At 44.3% G+C, this 18,175-nt stretch carries 16 protein-coding genes; 5 read left to right on the plus strand and 11 right to left on the minus strand.

What is annotated here, in order from left to right:
• Positions 1-5: 5 nt before the first annotated feature.
• Complete coding sequence (locus tag UWK_RS12810) at positions 6-3,158, plus strand: hypothetical protein (RefSeq protein WP_015404807.1); 3,153 nt, start codon at positions 6-8, stop codon at positions 3,156-3,158.
• Between the two features lie 180 nt (positions 3,159-3,338).
• Here UWK_RS12810 and UWK_RS12815 read toward each other — a convergent pair whose 3' ends face one another.
• The 9 genes from UWK_RS12815 to ilvB all read right to left on the minus strand — a co-directional run bounded on the left by UWK_RS12815 (position 3,339) and on the right by ilvB (position 10,895).
• On the minus strand, positions 3,339-4,175 hold the full coding sequence (locus tag UWK_RS12815; RefSeq protein WP_015404808.1) for a cytochrome b N-terminal domain-containing protein: 837 nt from the start codon (positions 4,173-4,175) through the stop codon (positions 3,339-3,341).
• A 19-nt stretch (positions 4,176-4,194) separates the two neighbouring features.
• Complete coding sequence (locus tag UWK_RS18625) at positions 4,195-4,602, minus strand: ubiquinol-cytochrome c reductase iron-sulfur subunit (RefSeq protein ID WP_015404809.1); 408 nt, start codon at positions 4,600-4,602, stop codon at positions 4,195-4,197.
• Between the two features lie 34 nt (positions 4,603-4,636).
• A complete protein-coding gene (coaD, locus tag UWK_RS12825) occupies positions 4,637-5,149 on the minus strand; it encodes a pantetheine-phosphate adenylyltransferase (RefSeq protein WP_015404810.1) in 513 nt (170 codons plus the stop codon).
• Between the two features lie 24 nt (positions 5,150-5,173).
• Positions 5,174-5,764 (minus strand): 16S rRNA (guanine(966)-N(2))-methyltransferase RsmD, encoded by a 591-nt coding sequence (rsmD, locus tag UWK_RS12830; protein ID WP_015404811.1) that lies wholly within the window; start codon positions 5,762-5,764, stop codon positions 5,174-5,176.
• On the minus strand, positions 5,765-6,793 hold the full coding sequence (locus UWK_RS12835; RefSeq protein ID WP_015404812.1) for an aspartate-semialdehyde dehydrogenase: 1,029 nt from the start codon (positions 6,791-6,793) through the stop codon (positions 5,765-5,767). It abuts the gene before it with no gap.
• 246 nt (positions 6,794-7,039) lie between these two features.
• Positions 7,040-7,798 carry a CDP-diacylglycerol--serine O-phosphatidyltransferase gene (gene pssA / locus UWK_RS12840; protein ID WP_015404813.1) on the minus strand — a complete coding sequence of 253 codons (759 nt, stop codon included), beginning with the start codon at positions 7,796-7,798 and terminating at the stop codon, positions 7,040-7,042.
• A gap of 37 nt (positions 7,799-7,835) precedes the next feature.
• A complete protein-coding gene (locus tag UWK_RS12845; protein WP_015404814.1) occupies positions 7,836-8,480 on the minus strand; it encodes a phosphatidylserine decarboxylase family protein in 645 nt (214 codons plus the stop codon).
• A gap of 131 nt (positions 8,481-8,611) precedes the next feature.
• On the minus strand, positions 8,612-9,091 hold the full coding sequence (gene ilvN / locus UWK_RS12850; protein ID WP_041916421.1) for an acetolactate synthase small subunit: 480 nt from the start codon (positions 9,089-9,091) through the stop codon (positions 8,612-8,614).
• A gap of 100 nt (positions 9,092-9,191) precedes the next feature.
• A complete protein-coding gene (ilvB, locus tag UWK_RS12855) occupies positions 9,192-10,895 on the minus strand; it encodes a biosynthetic-type acetolactate synthase large subunit (RefSeq protein ID WP_015404816.1) in 1,704 nt (567 codons plus the stop codon).
• A 468-nt stretch (positions 10,896-11,363) separates the two neighbouring features.
• On the opposite strand from ilvB, the gene leuA reads away from it, so the two are divergent.
• Complete coding sequence (gene leuA, locus UWK_RS12860) at positions 11,364-13,043, plus strand: 2-isopropylmalate synthase (RefSeq protein ID WP_015404817.1); 1,680 nt, start codon at positions 11,364-11,366, stop codon at positions 13,041-13,043.
• A 46-nt stretch (positions 13,044-13,089) separates the two neighbouring features.
• Here leuA and UWK_RS12865 read toward each other — a convergent pair whose 3' ends face one another.
• Entirely contained in the window at positions 13,090-13,932 is an 843-nt protein-coding gene (locus UWK_RS12865; protein WP_015404818.1) for a hypothetical protein, read from the minus strand.
• On the minus strand, positions 13,929-14,135 hold the full coding sequence (locus UWK_RS12870; protein ID WP_015404819.1) for a hypothetical protein: 207 nt from the start codon (positions 14,133-14,135) through the stop codon (positions 13,929-13,931). Before UWK_RS12870 ends, UWK_RS12865 begins: the two co-directional genes overlap by 4 nt.
• A 179-nt stretch (positions 14,136-14,314) precedes the next feature.
• On the opposite strand from UWK_RS12870, the gene UWK_RS12875 reads away from it, so the two are divergent.
• The 3 genes from UWK_RS12875 (at position 14,315) to UWK_RS12885 (ending at position 18,147) form a co-directional block, all read left to right on the plus strand.
• Complete coding sequence (locus UWK_RS12875) at positions 14,315-15,274, plus strand: histone deacetylase family protein (RefSeq protein WP_015404820.1); 960 nt, start codon at positions 14,315-14,317, stop codon at positions 15,272-15,274.
• 42 nt (positions 15,275-15,316) lie between these two features.
• The gene (locus tag UWK_RS12880; RefSeq protein ID WP_015404821.1) at positions 15,317-15,958 is read left to right on the plus strand and encodes a CBS domain-containing protein; all 642 of its coding nucleotides are present in this window, start codon (positions 15,317-15,319) and stop codon (positions 15,956-15,958) included.
• A gap of 80 nt (positions 15,959-16,038) precedes the next feature.
• Complete coding sequence (locus UWK_RS12885; protein ID WP_015404822.1) at positions 16,039-18,147, plus strand: acetate--CoA ligase family protein; 2,109 nt, start codon at positions 16,039-16,041, stop codon at positions 18,145-18,147.
• Positions 18,148-18,175: the final 28 nt, after the last annotated feature.

The raw sequence follows: 18,175 nt of genomic DNA on the forward strand, positions 1-18,175 counted from the left end.
AGACGGTGACACAGCAGAGCGGAAATCAATTTGATGATGATCTGACCGTTGGTTTTGATAACGATGGATCTTTTTCTACGGATTCTATAGACCTTTTTGAATTTACCAGTGATGAAGAATCTCCCATTGCCAGGTTAAAAACGATAATTCTCTCAATTGACTGGGAAATAAACGACGAAATCCTCGGGCAACTGGAAGATGAACTTGTGGATCTCAGTGACATCTGGGCCGATGACAAAATCAAACTGGTTTACATTCAGGGCCTAAGTAAAATTGGGAAGTACATTTATAAAGAGAGGGCCAACGCTCATCCCAATTCAATTAAACTGCTCATTACCTTTTATCATAATCTGGAGAAGATTGTTTCTTCAGGAGATTTAATGAGTGAAGATGAGAAAAAGCAGTTACTTGTCGAAGATGTGAAAAAATTTGACCAATTAAAATCACAGATTGGCTCATCCGCTCCTAAAAAAGAGATGGTCGCTTCATCGGTTCCAGTTGCAGATGATATAAGTGATGGCATTTTACAATTAAAAAAACTGAAGGCTCAGGTTCTCGGGATTGACTGGGAAATTAATGATACTGAGCTACAGAAACTGAGTGATGAAGTTCAACGCCTTGAAGGCATTTTCGCTCAAAGTAAAGCAAAATTGATCCTTCTTCAGGGAATTGGCTCGCTGGGTTCCTATATTAACAAGATGAGAAGTGGTTCAAACAGCAAAGCGTTCACCCTTCTTCATTCTTTTTATAATGCTCTTGAAACAATTTCTTCCTCCAGCCTTTCAGCTGAAGATGAAAAACGCTTACTTCTTTCTGAAGTTGAAAAATTCAAATCATTTAAGGCAGAGATTTCTCAGGTGCACGTTGGGACAGAAGAAGAAGCACGGGATGACCGTATTCCACCTGAACAAGATGTACCCCTTGAATCTGAAATTCCCCAAGCTCCATCTAAGGAAGTCCTTCCTGTAGATAAGAGTATGGATGAAATTGGGGTGGCCGCTGATGTTGACGATCGACTCGCCTCCGTTTTTGGCGATATCAGTGAAGATGATGGGGAGGGCGTTGATGCAAGTGCTGCTCTTCAAGGTGTAGATGTAGAAACCGAAGCGGATGATGATTCAGAGGAAGATGCCCTTCCATATGAGGATGGTTCAATTGCTCCAGCGCTTGCAGAGGCCGATGAAGAAAGTAGTTTCAGTGTTGAAAAACTGGCTGGTGATCTTGTCGAATCAATAGAAACCGAGGTTCCCGATGATATTGTGGAATCAGAGAGTATTCTTCCGGGTGTCGATGTTGAAACTGAAGCTGATGATGATTCCGATGAGGACGAGCTTCCGTTTGAGGGTGATGAAATTGCTCCTGCTTTAAGTGGAACGTTCAGTGATGAAGATTTTGAAAAGGATAGTCTGGACGTAACCAGTGATGATTCAGAATCCGACGACCTTGATAGCAGGTTGGACTCATTTTTTGATGATGAGGTGCAAACTTCCTCCCAAGAGTGGAGTGGTGATAAGAAAGACACAGGTGAAGAGCCTGTTGAAGAAGGTTTTGTACCAGATGAAGATGGCTTTGTTGCTGCATTAAGCGGTATTACTGAAGAAGATACCGAAGAAGATACGAAAGAAGAAGCAACAGTAAGTGATGATACTGAAAATGTTTTAGTTTCTGCTGAAGAAGAGATTCCAGCAGCACTTAGTGACTTTGCTGAAGATGACTTCCAGCCAGTCCTTGAAGAGCCTGACTTCGCAGTAGAAGAAGAACAGACTGAAGAAGACGATTCTGAACCTGTCTTTACTGCAGTCGAGGAACCGTCTCTTCCTGAAGGAGTGTCAGAAGAGAATGTGGAAGAGCAGCTTTCATTTTTTGACGAAGAAGAATCTGGCAACTCCGAACCTGATGAGCCATCCGTTGTTGAAGACATGCTTCAAGACGAAAATCCTGAAGACCAACTTTCGTTTCTTGATGAAGAAATTCCTGCTCCAGAGTCAACAGAGTCCGCAGATGATATAGATACGTTTTTTAACGATTACGATGATGACGTTGAGGAGGCATTATCCTACACTGATACAGATACGTCACCGACTCCTGCTCTCAGTTCTGAGCTTGAAGATGTGGACGGAGAAGAGAGTAGAGAGATTGGGGCTTCTTTCTTCGAAGATGCTGATGGACCTGAGAATACCCTTGATGAAGAAAGTCTCTCGTTTTTCGATGAAGAGAAGGAGTCTCTATTTGAAGAAGAACCTGGTGAAGCAATCGTTCTGGAAGAAGGTGATGAAGGTGATGAAATCCAGTTTACCGTTCCTGGAGAAATTGCTGCTGATGATGATTTACAAGATACTGTACTTAAAGATTCATCATTTGATGATATTATTGAATTTAATGTACCAGGAGAAGAAGATTCTTCGGAGGTACTAAATGATAGTATTGAGGATTCTGAGAGCTCTGAAGTTGTTTTTGAAGTGGTCGACGATGATGTGGAAGTCGATCCGCTTCCTGGTGAAGAGTATGCCGATGAGTATGAAGATTTGGCAAATTCTGATCAGAAAGAAGATGTTGTGTTCCTTGAAGCCCAGGATGTTGGGTTCTCAGTTGAAGACTTTCAGGATATTAATCTTTTTATAGGACTTTTAAGGGATGATATTACAGAAGATGGTATTCAAAATGTCTTAACAGAACTTAATAGACTTAGAAATAACAGTGCTTCCACTCCCACCATCAAAATATTCCTGCAGTTACTCTCAACGGTCTGTCAAAGTCTTGAGAAAATAACTTCTGCGGATTCCATTGCGGAAAGGCTTGAGTTGATAGAAGAAATTTATTCCGGCCTTGAATCATGTGTTACTCCTGAAATCACAATAGAAGCGGTTCAGACGCGGTTACTCGGTTGTACCACTCGGGTATTACTTATGCAGAACAATGAGGTGACGCAAACGGAAGCCCTTGTGGTTGAGGATGAAGAGGAAGTGTCCGCTGAAGTTTTAAGCAGTGTAAGTGATTCAATGGTTGATGACTCTGTCGATGATGAGGAAATATTCCCCGATGAATCTACTGAAAGAGATGATCAGCTGAGAGAGTATGTCCATGAGGAGTTAGCTGACATTAAAAAACTTTTTATCGATGAAATTGCAGCACTTAGGAAAGAATTTATTGATAAGTAATTAGCGAATTTATAACAGATAAAGAAGACCTGCTCCGATGGAGCGGGTTCTTTTTTTTGTTTTTATCGTCTATTTTCCACGAGAATTTTATAAAAACACCATGATCCTGGTGAATTATCGTTTTTTTCATACATTAATAGCGTAAGCTATCTGTTTACAAAATGATATTGAGAGATTTGATTAGCGGTTCAGTCCTATAACGGACAGGATTGCATAGAAAAAGAGCCAGCTGAGAACAAAGAGAAGGAGAAGAGTGAATTTACTGTTTTTCTTTTGTAGATACGCAATGGCAAAAAGTAGGGACGCAGGGAAGATCACTCCAGCGAGTAATGGTGGCAGGTAACGTAGGAGTTCCTGTAAACCAAGAAAAAACCACGGGCCATTGATGTGGGTCACTCCAAGGTGGTCAGGTTCAAAGGGTGCAGTCACAAAAACAGAAAAAATGAAAATGGAGATGGACAATATGATATGACGGTTAAATGGGACTCTGTATTTTTTCACATGACTCCAGGCAAGCCATCCCCAGAGAAGACCAAATCCAATGATATGGTTAAGATAGATCCTTTTCATTCCACTGTCTGAGATGGAAAAAAGGAGATTGTTTATTGTTGATCCAATAAAAGGGATATCAAGAAGTATTGCTTCTGCGATCATTCCTGCTGAAAATCCTGTGGCATCGCCGCGGAGAACATAGCCGGTGAAGAGAATAAGGAGGGCTACTGGAAGTGTTGCTGTGAGCATCACCCACTGTTTGTCTGAATAACTTTGAGCCTGAGAAAAAATTCCAATTAGGTGGCAGATGCTGAATAGAAAAAAGAGCTGACTGGAATAGAAATGGAGAGAACGGAAATATCCTCCAAATGGTACAAGCATATCGAGGGTTGTAACAGAATACAGTGGGGTGGCGGGATCATACTGGAGACCAACAATTATACCTGAGAGAACGGAAATGTACAGCGAGAGAAGTGAGAATTCACCCCAACGTATATCTTCAAATGTTTTTCTGATCAGTTTCACAGGCTAACTCTTGAATCGGTCAAATAATGACAATGTATCCACCATTGTCCTTTAGTCTCTCAACTTTATAGCGAGGCAAAGGCTTTTTTGCAGGGCCATGGAGTACCAGGCCTTCTTTGGAAAATCGGCTTTGGTGGCAGGGACATTCGAGAAGGTTGTCCTTTTCGTGGAAATTGACAGTACACCCTAGATGCGTGCATTTTCTTGAAAGCGCCCATGCGTCTGTACCAGTGTCAAAAAGCACAAAGTCGGGGCCAAGGTGAAAGCCACCTGCTGGCAGGGGGGAGGCAATTTCAACAATTCGCGGTTTACGGGGAATTGAATAGCCAATGAAACGGACAATAGGGTAGAGGGCTGCAATGCTTGCGCAAAGAAGAAGGAATCTGCGTTTGGTCGTCAAGTGTTTTTGGGGGGCAGGACATGTCATAGAATGTTCAGGATGGAAAGAAAACCAGCCACAGTCAGGTAAATGCGGCGAGAAGTCGCTGGTTGACATGTTCTGGAACAAGTTCGCAGACATCTCCTCCATGTCTTGCTGCATCTTTGATAATAGAAGAACTTATATAAATCCATCTGAAACCCGGCATTAGAAAGATAGTATCCACTTCACGCTCGAGCTTTCTATTCATAAGTGCCAGCTGAAATTCATAATCGAAGTCTGAAACAGCACGTAGACCACGGATAATAGCATTGGCACCTTTATCTGCGGCATATTTCACCAGCAGTCCGGAAACCGTATCAACTTCAATTCGAGAATAATCTTTGGGAAAACATTGTCGTGCCATCTCTGTTCTCTCTTCAAGTGAAAAGAGAGGTTTTTTGCCAGGGTTAATAGCTATGGCAATAATAACTTTATCAAAGAGGTTCAGAGCCCGGTCAATAATGTCAAGGTGGCCCATGGTTATGGGGTCAAATGTTCCAGGGTATATAGCGAGGCTTTTCCGCTGATGGTCTGAGTTGTCATGAGGCATCATATTTTTCACGTGTTGCCTGGGGTTTTATAAGGACGGTGTGATAGTGTAAAACCAGAATCCGGTATCACCGTAGCGCCGCGTGTCAAAAAGCGTTAAACGGGTGAATGACTTAGGTAATGTTACACTGCTCCTGTCTTCTGCTATAACCAGTGTGTTTGTTGCGATTAGCTTACTACTGTCGATATCTTTCAAACTTTTTTCGGCAAGGCCTTTATTGTAGGGGGGATCAAGAAAAATAAGATCAAAGGTTCTTACTGTAAAAGCGTTGTCAATGGTGAAATTCAGTCCTCTATTAAGGTCATGTTTGACTATGATCGCTCTTTTTTCTGATCCTGGCTCCATGCTTTGCAAACACACTTCACAGTTTTTTCTGGTAAGTTCCAAGGCATTGTGATGTTTGTCTACAAATACTACCTGTGTAGCACCTCGACTAAGAGATTCTATGCCTAAGGCACCAGTCCCGGAGTATAAATCGAGGACACGGGCTGACAATATACGGTTTCCGATAATGCTGAACAAAGCTTCACGGGCACGATCAGCAGTTGGTCTGATAAGGTTGGAATCACCCGGAGTGAATAGTTTTCGCCCCCGGGCATGTCCACTGATGATTCGCAATTACTTATATTGAGCAACAAAGGATTCGGCAATTTGAACAGCATTCAAGGCAGCACCTTTTAGGATATTGTCAGACACAACCCATAGATTTATTCCATTATCAATGGATTCATCTTCTCGAATTCGACCAACCAGAGTCTCAAAATTTCCAGCGCAATCTATTGCCATCGGGTACTTCAAATTGGCGGGATCGTCTACAAGTTTGACCCCTGGAGCATTTGCAAGGAGTTCTTTTACTTCTGCCACAGTAATTTTTGACTTTGTTTCAATATTTACAGCTTCAGAGTGACCATAAAAAACGGGAACACGAACCGCAGTTGCAGTGATCCCAATGGTATTATCTTCAAAAATTTTCCGGGTTTCGTTTACCATCTTCATCTCTTCCTTGGTGTAGCCGTTTTCAAGAAAAGAATCAATATGGGGTAAACAATTGAACGCGATTTGGTGTGGGTATACAGAGGCTTTCATCTCTTTGGTTTCCGCATAGGCCTTCACCTGACTGTCAAGCTCTTCTATTGCTTTTGCTCCGGTTCCGGATACGGCCTGATATGTCGAAATAACGAGACGTTTTATCCCAACCTTATCAAGGATAGGTTTCAGGGCAACCAGCATTTGAATGGTTGAACAGTTGGGATTGGCAATAATTCCGTGTTTGCTGTGCGCTGCAATGGCGTGGGAATTAACTTCTGGTACTACAAGGGGAATTTCAGGATCCATGCGATAGGCGCTGGAGTTGTCAATCACTACGGCACCTGCAGCAGCAGCAGCGGGTGCAAAATCAAGAGATCTTTGAGCTCCAGCAGAAAAAAGTGCGATATCAATTCCCTCAAAGGCATCTTTGCTGAGCAGTTGTACTTCAAGCTCCTGTCCTCTGAAGTTGATCTTTTTTCCTACTGAACGCTCCGAGGCCAGAAGGCGTAATTCATTAATGGGGAAGTTACGTCTTTGAAGGACATCAAGCATAGCCCCACCAACGGCACCGGTTGCACCAGCAATGGCTACATTGAATTTTTGTGAATTTTCGCTCATAATAAAACCCTATTTAGCAAAGTTATTAGTGAAATTATTCGGAATTTTGTGTTTTTTTTTGTAACGTGCTTCCATCAGTTTTCCAAGATTGACAATGGCGGTTGATGGAAAAATGATAACGGAAGAAAACTCTAACAAATATTGTAATAGTCAGCAATATACATTGTATTAAAGCCCGCAATTAACAATAAGAAAGCTCAGAGGTACCTATTACCAGGAGTACTTGTGATCCTGGGAATAAAAGAATCAGGGGTTTGGTTTATTAACCGGAGTTGTTGGTTTCTTCACAGATCTGACCTTCTTGATCAATCCAAAAACAGGACCTGACGCTAGGTAGACAAGGAAAAGAGCAAAGAGCATGATTTGGGGCTCAGCGGCAACCAGGATCAGGAGAAGTAAAAAACCAACGAGTACCTGGAAACGATTAATTTTAAAAGGAGGCAATTCCTTAAAGCTATAGTATGTGTGAGTTGAAACCATCAGGTAGGACAGGATGTAAACAAGCAGGAGCAGAGAGATATGCTTGACTTCTCCGGTAATACCAAGAAAATGGCTAAAGAGAACGGCAGCAGATACCATGGCAGCAGCTGCCGGACAGGGAAGTCCAACAAAGTTTTTAGATTCTGAATTTGAATCCTGAACATTGAACCTGGCAAGCCGAAGAGATGTCATTGCTACATATAAAAATGCTGCAAGCCAGCCGTATCGTCCATATGGGTGGAGGGCCCAAAGATAGGCGAGCACCCCAGGTGAAACACCAAATGAGACCATATCACACAATGAATCAAGTTCTGCTCCAAATTGGCTTGTACACTGAGTCAAGCGAGCCACTCTTCCATCCAGGGCATCAAAAATAGCTGCAACAAGAATGGCAATTGCGGCTGTCTTAAAGTCAGAATTGATAGCAGAAACGATGGAATAAAAACCGCAGAACAAACTTGCCAGAGTAAACATACAGGGCAGCGGATAAAAGCGGTTGTCTGTATCCTGTGAGTTGTTAGTCATATGCGATATGCCCTATGGGAAAAGGAAACAGAGTCGTTTAAGAGAAGGACGCGATGGCAGTTTCACCGGCGCGTACTTTCTGTCCTAACTTCACGTGAATAGTGCTGGTTGTTGGGAGATAGAGGTCCACCCGGGAGCCAAAACGAATGAGACCAAAACGTTTGCCACGTTGCACAGCATCCCCCACCTCAAGCCAGTTGACGATTCTTCTGGCAATAAGACCAGCAACCTGGACAAAGGCTATCCGCCCACTTGCTGAAGTACTGATAATCACACCGCAACGTTCATTAAGGAGCGCACCTTTTTCACTATCAGCAGAATAAAATTGGCCAGGCTTATAGATGATTTTTTCAACGGTGCCGTCTATGGGGATGCGATTAACATGTACATTGAAGACATTCATGAAAATGGAAATTTTAATAACCTTATCCTGTAAGTAGATGTCATCTGACTGTTCTTCAATAAGGATAATTTTACCATCAGCGGGCGATATAAGTTTGTCATATTCTGCATCGGTCATTCGTTCAGGGTCACGAAAGAAAGCGACGACAAAGGTAGTAACCGCAAGAGCCGGCCAGGCGAGGAACTCATACCCGAGGATGGCGGTAATAAGCGTCACAAAGGCGGCAAAAGCGATAAAGGGGTAGCCTTCACGGGCAAGTGGAATCCTTGGATGAGTCATATACAGTTTGTTTTGTAAGTGGGTGGACTGATAACAGCAAAAGCAGATAACGATAGTTCGAGATCTGCTTTCAGCTTGTATATCCTTGCATATTTATTCAAGGTATGGTGGGAGTCCCTTGAATGATATGATTATTTCGGCGCCCGTGCCATGGCAATGGTTCCGGTACGAACGATTTCCTTGATCCCGATAGGACGAAGGATATCTATTATAGCCTGAATTTTCGTGGCTGATCCTGTTACTTCAACAGCGTATGCCTTGGGACTGACATCGACAACTTTTCCACGAAAAATATCTATAACGCGAAGAACTTCAGCGCGAGTGGTGTTTTCAGCTTTTACCCTGATTAACGCCATCTCCCTTTCAACATATTCGCTTTCGCTGATATCGGTAACCTTGATAACGTCAATAAGCTTGTGCAGCTGTTTTGTGATCTGTTCTACAATAGCATCGCTGCCATTTGTTACCAGGGTGAGGCATGAGAGAGAGGAATCCAGTGTTTCGGCAACAGAGAGACTCTCAATGTTAAAGCCGCGGCCACTGAACAATCCTGTGACCCGAGAAAGGACTCCAGGTTTATTTTGAAGAAGAACTGAAAGTGTATGTTTCATCGGTTTATCCTGTGAATATAGAAAATCTAGTTGTTCATAAGGTGCCTGAGGGTAGGCACCTTTAACCATTTTACTTTAGTGTTGCTATGGACAAAAAGTATCAGACAAGAAGCATCTCAGTGGTAGCTTTACCAGCAGGCACCATTGGGAATACACCTTCTTCCCGGGAAATACGGAAATCCAGGATAACGGTATTTTTCTTTACTGCTTCCAGGGCCTGTTTTATGGTCGCTTCTACTTCACTGGTTTTGTCACATCGAATACCCACAGCACCGTATGCTTCAGCAAGGAGAACGAAGTCGGGAGTGACTTCCATAACAGTTGCAGCGTAGCGTTTGTCGTAGAAGAGTTCCTGCCACTGACGAACCATACCAAGGTAGTTGTTGTTTAATATGCAAACAATGACAGGGCAGTTGTACTGTTTTGCTGTTGCCAGTTCCTGGATGTTCATCTGGATGGAGCCATCACCGGCCACATCAATGACGGTGGCATCTGGGAATGCCATCTTGGCGCCAATGGCAGCAGGAAGACCGTACCCCATGGTTCCTAAACCACCAGAGGTGACCAGGCGTCTTGGTTTGTTAAATTTATAAAACTGGGCTGCCCACATCTGATTCTGGCCAACCTCTGTTGTGATGATGGCATCGCCACCGGTCAGTTCGTCGAGTTTTTCAATAACGAACTGTGGTTTAATCACTTCCCCCTCATCGAGGTATGCCATGGGGTGTTTCTTTGTCCATTCTGCGATTATTTCGATCCATGGGGTGTGGGAGGCCGCTGCCTCTTCAATGTTGGCACCGGAAGAGTCAAGCCAGCTGTTCATAGCAGTGAGTGCATGCTTACAGTCAGCAACGATTGGAATGTCAACGGTAACATTTTTACTGATGGACGTAGGGTCGATATCTATGTGGATGATTTTGGCGTGTGGTGCAAAGGCGTCAATCCGGCCGGTAACACGGTCATCAAAACGAGCACCAACTGCGATAAGGACATCACTTTTGGCAACAGCCATATTCGCAGTATAGCTTCCGTGCATGCCAAGCATTCCCATGGAGAGAGGGTCTTTTCCAGGGAAACCACCGAGGCCCATAAGGGTCATGGTAACGGGAATATTCAGTTTTCTGGCCAGCTCTGTGACTTCTTCATTACTGTTGGAAAGGATGACTCCACCGCCAATGTAGAGAACGGGCTGTTTGGCCTTCAGGATGGTTTTGCATGCTTTTTCCACCTGTCCCATATGGGGTTCATAGGTGGGCTGGTAATTCTGCATGCGGATGGGTTTCTTTTCCGTGAACTCAACCATGGAAGCAACCACATCTTTTGGCAGGTCAATAAGGACAGGACCGGGACGACCGGTACGGGCTATGTGAAAGGCCTCGCGTAGGGTCGGAACCAGATCTTCAGCTTTGCTCACCAGATAATTGTGTTTGGTGCAGGGCCGGGTAATACCTACGATATCAACTTCCTGAAAAGCATCGTTACCAATAAGAGGTGTGGGGACCTGACCAGTAAGGATAACCATCGGAATGGAATCCATATAAGCAGTGGCGATGGCAGTAACACCATTTGTGGCGCCGGGACCAGAAGTAAGAAGCGCAACCCCAACCTCTCCAGTTACTCGGGCAAGTCCATCTGCTGCATGAACAGCTCCCTGCTCATGACGGACAAGGACGTGCTGAATTTCGGAATCCAGAAGCGTATCATAGAGGTCGATAACTGCACCGCCAGGAAAACCAAAGATTGTTTTAACCCCCTCTTCAAGGAGGCACTGTATGATAGCTTCAGAGCCTGTTATTTTTTCCATGAACCTTCTTCCTCTTGTATGTATGTTAAGGTTTTATTAGAAAGGTTGTCAGTAAATAGATACGACATTAATTTGCATAAGAGGATGAAATATATCTAGGAACCGTCTGGATGTCAATATTTAGAAGGGGCTGAAGGAGAAAATTGCCACAAATAGTCGGTTTTTAAGGCTCACAGCTATTCACTACTTGACAAGTGGGCTCTATGGTGATTATTTATTCTGACTATAATTATTAAATAAATTAAACCTTAAGAGATTTTCATGTATCTTCAAACCATCCTACTAGGCCTGCTACTATCCCTGCTTAGGGAATCGTCTGTGGTGGGAATTGGAGAGTTCTGAAACGTACATCGTTAAAATTACTTAATAATCCGAAAGGCCGCAGCGTTTACTGCGGCCTTTTTTTGTTTGGGCTGGGATAAACGGTTTGAAAGCGACTGGCATCGGGCAACAAAAAAGAGGAAGAGTATGAGATCTGAAACTGTGAAAAAATACAGGCCTTATCCTGGAATTGATCTGCCGGATCGTTCCTGGCCAAATAATACCATCAGTAAAGCTCCAATCTGGTGTAGTGTCGATTTGCGGGATGGTAACCAGGCGCTGGTCCAGCCAATGAATCTGCAACAGAAACTTGAGCTTTTTCAACTCCTGGTCGATGTGGGTTTTAAAGAAATTGAAATAGGCTTCCCATCGGCATCCGAGGTTGAATTTGCCTTTGCAAGAAGGCTAATTGACGATGGCTTGATTCCTGGAGACGTAACGATCCAGGTGCTTACTCCTGCCCGTGAAAGTCTTATCCATAAAAGTTTTGAGGCGGTTAAAGGTGCCCGCAGGGTTGTGATGCATCTTTATAATTCCACTTCCACTCTGCAGCGCCGTGCGGTTTTTAAGATGAGTCGTAATGAGATAACGGCACTTGGTGTGGAAGGGGCGCGTATTATTAAGGAAGAGGCCGAGAAATGTCCGGAAACTGAATTTCGCTTTGAGTATTCTCCGGAAAGCTTCACTGGAACAGAGCTGGATTTTGCTCTGTCCATCTGTGAAGCCGTCATGGATGTGTGGCAGCCAACGGCACTCAAACCAGTCATTATCAACCTTCCCTCCACCGTCGAAATGGCGACACCGAATGTGTACGCTGATCAGATCGAATGGTTTTGCAGACATATGAAAAATCGTGAAGCCGCTATTGTCAGTCTTCATGCTCACAATGACAGAGGCTGTGCGGTTGCGGCAACTGAACTTGCTTTAATGGCAGGTGGTGACAGGGTTGAAGGTACCCTTTTCGGTAATGGTGAACGTACCGGAAATGTAGATATCATCACTTTGGCACTTAATATGTTTACACAGGGGGTAGATCCCGAACTTAATCTTCATGATATGAACCGGTTGATAGCCGTCTCCGAGCAGGTGACTGACATTCCCGTTCACGTCAGGCATCCCTACGCTGGAGAGCTTGTGTATACCGCCTTTTCAGGTTCGCATCAGGATGCTATTAATAAAGGAATGGATCTCTGTGAACGTGAAGGGCAGGGGAAATGGGAAGTACCTTATCTGCCCATTGATCCCAGGGACGTTGGCAGGACCTATGAGTCTATTATTCGAATCAACAGTCAATCTGGAAAGGGGGGAGTTGCCTACGTAATGGACAGAGAGTTTGGGCTGAAGATGCCAAAATCCATGCATCCTGAATTTGGCTCCATCGTCCAGAAGGTTACTGACAGTGTCGGGCGGGAACTTCAGCTCTCGGAAATATGGGCAGCATTTGAAAAGGAATATTTGCTCGGAAAAGCTCCTTTTTTCTTGAACAGCTTTGATGTAGTGAAACGCCATATTGATAATGATGAGCAGGCATCATCTGCAGAAATTGAAGCAGTGGTTTTGGTAAATGGAGAGAAGAGGACAATACGTGGTGGAGGAAATGGTCCACTGGATGCTTTTTGTGCAGCACTGAAATCAGAGATCGCCGAGGATTTTCTTCTGAGCAGTTATCATGAGCACGCCTTAACAGAAAGTTCCAGTTCCAGGGCAGTCGCCTACATTCAGGTTACGCAACCAGATGGTACAAAAAAATGGGGTGTTGGAATGGATACTGATATTATTGTTGCATCCATCAAGGCGGTGCTAAGTGCCTTGAATCGATTTGTCTGATTTCGTCATATGTGCCTGATAGTTTCGTAAGGTATCCTTTGCGGAACTATCGGTTTAATAGATAGAAAAAAATACCACCTGCAGCCAGCCAGATATTGGTAATATTGGAAATAGTGATGTTGAGTATAGCGGCGAGTGGTTTTTTACGGCTGAGCAGGGCCAGACATGATTTAAATTCGGGCCATGATGTGAGGGAGGCAAGAACCAGGAATCCTATTACTCCTTTTGGCGCTTTAGAATGTTCAGCCGCAAATGTAACCACAGGGTCAAGAAAATATCCAGAACTAAGCAGGAGTAAGATTGCAGGTATCAGCCAGCGTCTGGCACCCTCATGATACATTTCGTCACTCTCTTCTTCGCCTTCATTCGGGCGTAGAAAAAAAAGCGGCAGGGTCAGTAACAGCGCCGTAATCAACCAGTATTTGTAATAGGATGTTGGTATGCAGTAGAAACCGATGGCAAGAGTTGCTGTGCTCAGGATTGTGACAGTGCTGTAGAGCGGTTTGGTTTTCACTGTCTGCCAGGTCATTTTACAAATCACTGCGGCAGTAATCAGAAGAATAGGGTTCATGAAATTTGAACCAAGGGGTGTAGATGCGGCAAAAAGGACATCACCGGCAGCAAGACCGACAATAAGACAAAGTGCTTCCGGGCCATTGGTTATGAATCCTGTGACGGTACCAATTCCTTTAATATGCTTAATGGACTCAATAATAATTTCCACAGACAAGCCGATAAGCATCATCTCAATTATGATTCCGGATGCTCCAAGAAAAGAGAGCTGGACATTGCCCTGAAAAATCAGACTGCTCCCGCAAAAAAATGCCAGAACCAGAACCCACACCACTAGATCTAAGCGTGTTACTGAACTGAGAATAAGCTGTCTCACGGTTTCCGTACCTTTGTCAGAAATGCTTCGATTTTATCTCGATTGAGGAGGATACCGCTGATTTGTCCTTCGCCGTATTTCAGGGTCGGAATAAACATCACGCCATCTTTAAGAGCTCGCAGAGGGCTGGTTAGTATTTCGACTTCTTCCAGTTCTATGTCGTTCATGTTTGCCAAGAGTTCATCCAGAACTTTTTTTGCCATATGGCAACGAGGTCAGAGACTTGAGTGGTAAAAAGTGATGGTCATAATTTTCAGTTTATATGAGTTTGTGATAGTTGCTTTATTGAAATACAAAGGATACTATCAAAAGGAAAGAATGTCACAGAAGATACACTGAAACCCTAAAGCTGTTCAACAAGAGTTTTTTTGTTCCGGGACCTATGAATTCATATCCTCCTCTGATAATTGTTGATGATCAGCGTTTTCTCCAGCATGATACCGGTGGTGGGGATCATCCAGAAACAGCAGCCAGACTGCAGGTTATACGCAGATCTCTTAAGTCAAGTGACTGTTATCCGTCTCTCTCTTTTTTGTCACCACAGGCAGCTACCCGCAGTGATCTTACCCGGGTTCACAGTGAAAACTGGCTCTTTCGTTTTGAAGAATCAGTTCTTGCCGGTCAAACCTATATTGATCATTTCGACAATCAGGTCTGTTATGACTCTTACGATATAGCGTGCCTTGCTGCAGGTGCCGGAATTTCCGCCATAGATCTCATTGAAGAGGGAAAGGGGGATAACATATTCTGCCTGGTTCGTCCTCCCGGACATCATGCGGAACGCAGTGTTCCTTTTGGCTTCTGTTTCTTTAATAATTGTGTGGTAGCCGCCAGATACTGGCAACATAAATACCATAAAAGACGAGTTCTTATTTTTGATTTTGATGCCCACCATGGTAACGGGATTCAGTCTGCTTTTGAGGAAGAATCTGATAGTTACTACATAAGTATACATGAGCATCCGAGTTTTAGTTACCCTGGAACCGGGTATGGTGATGAGCACGGAATGGGTGATGGAAAGGGGACCATTCTGAATCTCCCACTTTCGCCAGGGGCGAATGACGGGGATGTGGAAAATCTTCTTAAAAAAGTTATTTTACCGAAGCTTGAGGAGTGGCAGCCAGAAGCAATTATCATTGCAGCGGGCTTTGATGCTCACATTGCTGATGATATGTCAGGGCTCCATTACTCCACTGACCTGTATTTTACTCTTGGCCGCCAGGTGAAGTCCTGGGCAAATCGATTTACCAATGGGAAATTGCTTTCCATTTTAGAAGGCGGATATGAACTCTCTGTTCTTGGAGATTCCGTTGAGGCATACGTGAGAGGTATACTGGAGTAGACCCGGTTATACTAAAATTTAAATCTTTTAAGCGAGGTAGATATGTACATTTTACGGCATATGACACCCGATCCTATCACCGTTTCTCCAGACATGCTTCTCCCTGAAGCCAGGGCTCTGTTAAATGACTTTCATTTCCGCCATCTCCCAGTTGTTGATGGACAGGGACAATTGGTAGGAATACTCACAGATCGTGATCTGCGTTCAGCCTATCCTTCTTCTGTTATCAGCGACAGTGAAAGACGACTGGTGTATGAACGTGTACAGCAAACATCGGTCTCGGAAATCATGTCCACCGATTGTGTTACACTCGGCACTGATTCAACACTTGACGATGCTCTCTTTCTCTTTGATAGAGATCAGCCTGGGGCTCTCCCCGTGCTTGATAAGGAGGGTAAAGTGGTTGGTATCTTTTCCATTAGAGACCTCAATGCTGCCTACAAAACACTTTTTGGAGTTGGTGAAAAGGGCGCGGTTCTTATTGGTATCCATGATGATGGTAGCCCGACTATCATGACTCGAATTGTGACACTTCTTGAGCAGGAAAAAATTCCATTCACCAGGGTTCTTCGTATCTTTGATAAAGAGGTGGGAGATACTATTTACCTGAGGATAAATACTTTCAAAATTGCCGCGGTTCTTGATCTTCTGGAGGAGAACGGTTTTGACGTTAAGAAGGAATGAGCGTTCAGGTTTGTCGGAACCTGGAAGATTGTTAATATACTGTAAATATTGCCGTAAGGCAGAATGTCCCTGGTGTTTTTATGAGTATCGATACGCTGTTTAACCCGAAAAGTGTTGCGGTCGTTGGGGCCTCTCGAACCGATGGGAAGATTGGTCATACCATTCTTGCTAATATCATCAGGGGTGGCTTTCAAGGTGCTATTATTCCAATTAACCCTGCAGCCAAAGAGATACTTGGCCTTCCCTGTTTTCCATCTCTTGGGGAATGTGGCCAGGAAGTGGATCTCGTGGTGTCAGCCTTACCGCAGTCACTGGTTAAAACAGTGGTTGATGAGTGTCCAAAAGTGAAGGCAAAAGGCCTGATTGTTATAGCGTCGGGATACCAGGAAACCGGTCCCGATGGTGCCATCCTTGAGCAGGAACTTGTTGAACTCTGTACTCGTCGTGAGCTGAGACTTCTCGGTCCGAATTGTCTGGGGTTTATTAATACCGCCAACAATCTCAATGCTTCTTTCGCAGGAGATATGCCGGGTAGCGGTGATGTTACACTTTTTTCTCAGTCTGGGGCACTCTGCAGCGTTATGCTCGATATGGCCAATGATCGTCATATGGGGTTGGCCAAGCTGGTAAGTGTAGGAAATAAGGCGGATATAAGCGGTGTTGATATGCTTGCCTATCTTGCAAAGGATGATGATACAAAGGTTATCGTAGGGTATCTTGAAGATATAGTGTCTGGTAAGAATTTTATAAAGGCGGCAGAAGATGCCGCATCAAATAAACCGGTAATTATTTTAAAATCCGGGACCACTTCCGCAGGACTGAAGGCGACAGTGTCTCATACGGGTATACTGGCTGGCGCTGATACAGCATATGGAGCAGCTTTTAAACGATCGGGTGTGATACGAGCGGATACCTTTGAGTCTCTTTTTGATTTTGCATCGGCGTTTTCCCTGCAGCCACTTCCAAAAGGAAATAACGTTCGTATTATCACGAATGCGGGTGGAGCTGGAATTATGGCAGCCGATGCGGTGGAACTTGCTGGAATGAAAGTCCAAGAGCATGGTCAGAATGAAAGAAAGGCTGCGATTCAGCAACCGCAAAAGATTTTCAAACCTGTTAATCCTGTTGATATACTGGGTGATGTTGATCCTGGTGTATATGTAACTGCGATAAAAGCTGCTCAGACCGACTCCGATGTTGATGCCATCCTTATTGTCCTGACTCCACAAGCAATGAAGCGTCCTGCAGAAACAGCCAGTGCCATAGTAACCTGTATTGATGGAACCAAACCGATAGTGGCTGCTTTTATGGGTGGCCATGAGACAACCCTTCTGCGTAAGGAACTCGTTGCTGCTGGTTTGCCTCTGTATAAATCACCGGAAAGAGCAGTGGCTGCCCTCAAGGCAATGGGTGAATATGCTGCCTGGAAAAAGCGCCCACCACGCACGGTTACCAGATTTAAAGTAAACAGGCGCAGGGTGGAACGAATTCTTTCACGTCGTCAGCGTACCGGGATGCTTCAGCTTGGTGAGGTGAAGGGGAAAGATGTTCTTGGTGCCTATGGCTTTCATGTACCGACCGGGGCCCTGGCCTCGACGGCAGAAGAGGCAACGGAGATTGCAGAACGTATAGGATATCCTGTGGCAATGAAGATTGTATCTCCTGACATTGTCCATAAGAGTGATCTTGGCGGAGTGTTCTTAAACGTTTCCAACAGGGAATCTGCTGAGGACACTTATGACTTGATGACCTTAAAGATTCGTAAAAAGGTTCCCGGTGCTCGTATTGAAGGGGTGTATGTTGAAAAGATGGCCAGTAAAGGGCTCGAGGTGATCATCGGTATGACCAGAGACCCCCAGTTCGGCCCCATGCTAATGTTTGGTCTTGGTGGGATTTTTGTAGAGGTAATGAAAGATGTGACTTTTCACCTTGCCCCTATCACCGAACAGGAAGCGATACAGATGCTGAAATCCACTAAATCCTACGCAATGCTGCAGGGGCGTCGAGGTCAGAGTGGAGTTGATGTGGTTGCAATAGCTTCGGGTCTGCAGCGAATCAGTCAGTTAACGACGGATTTTCCACAGATTTTAGAGCTTGATATCAACCCCTTTATTGTCGGTGAGTTTGGATCCGAACCTGTGGTGGCAGATGCGCGAATGACATTGGCACCATTACCGGAAGAGAAGTAAGGACGAATAGAATATCTCAGAATTATAA

The sequence above is a fragment of the Desulfocapsa sulfexigens DSM 10523 genome (assembly GCF_000341395.1).
Lineage (GTDB): Bacteria > Desulfobacterota > Desulfobulbia > Desulfobulbales > Desulfocapsaceae > Desulfocapsa > Desulfocapsa sulfexigens.

Coding starts and splice junctions, on each gene's coding strand:
- UWK_RS12885 (WP_015404822.1), top strand. CDS start 16,039: ATGAGTATCGATACGCTGTTTAACCCGAAAAGTGTTGCGGTCGTTGGG.
- UWK_RS12845 (WP_015404814.1), bottom strand. CDS start 8,480: ATGACTCATCCAAGGATTCCACTTGCCCGTGAAGGCTACCCCTTTATC.
- leuA (WP_015404817.1), top strand. CDS start 11,364: ATGAGATCTGAAACTGTGAAAAAATACAGGCCTTATCCTGGAATTGAT.
- UWK_RS12835 (WP_015404812.1), bottom strand. CDS start 6,793: ATGAGCGAAAATTCACAAAAATTCAATGTAGCCATTGCTGGTGCAACC.
- ilvB (WP_015404816.1), bottom strand. CDS start 10,895: ATGGAAAAAATAACAGGCTCTGAAGCTATCATACAGTGCCTCCTTGAA.
- UWK_RS12870 (WP_015404819.1), bottom strand. CDS start 14,135: ATGGCAAAAAAAGTTCTGGATGAACTCTTGGCAAACATGAACGACATA.
- ilvN (WP_041916421.1), bottom strand. CDS start 9,091: ATGAAACATACACTTTCAGTTCTTCTTCAAAATAAACCTGGAGTCCTT.
- UWK_RS12875 (WP_015404820.1), top strand. CDS start 14,315: ATGAATTCATATCCTCCTCTGATAATTGTTGATGATCAGCGTTTTCTC.
- pssA (WP_015404813.1), bottom strand. CDS start 7,798: ATGACTAACAACTCACAGGATACAGACAACCGCTTTTATCCGCTGCCC.
- UWK_RS12880 (WP_015404821.1), top strand. CDS start 15,317: ATGTACATTTTACGGCATATGACACCCGATCCTATCACCGTTTCTCCA.
- UWK_RS18625 (WP_015404809.1), bottom strand. CDS start 4,602: ATGACATGTCCTGCCCCCCAAAAACACTTGACGACCAAACGCAGATTC.
- coaD (WP_015404810.1), bottom strand. CDS start 5,149: ATGATGCCTCATGACAACTCAGACCATCAGCGGAAAAGCCTCGCTATA.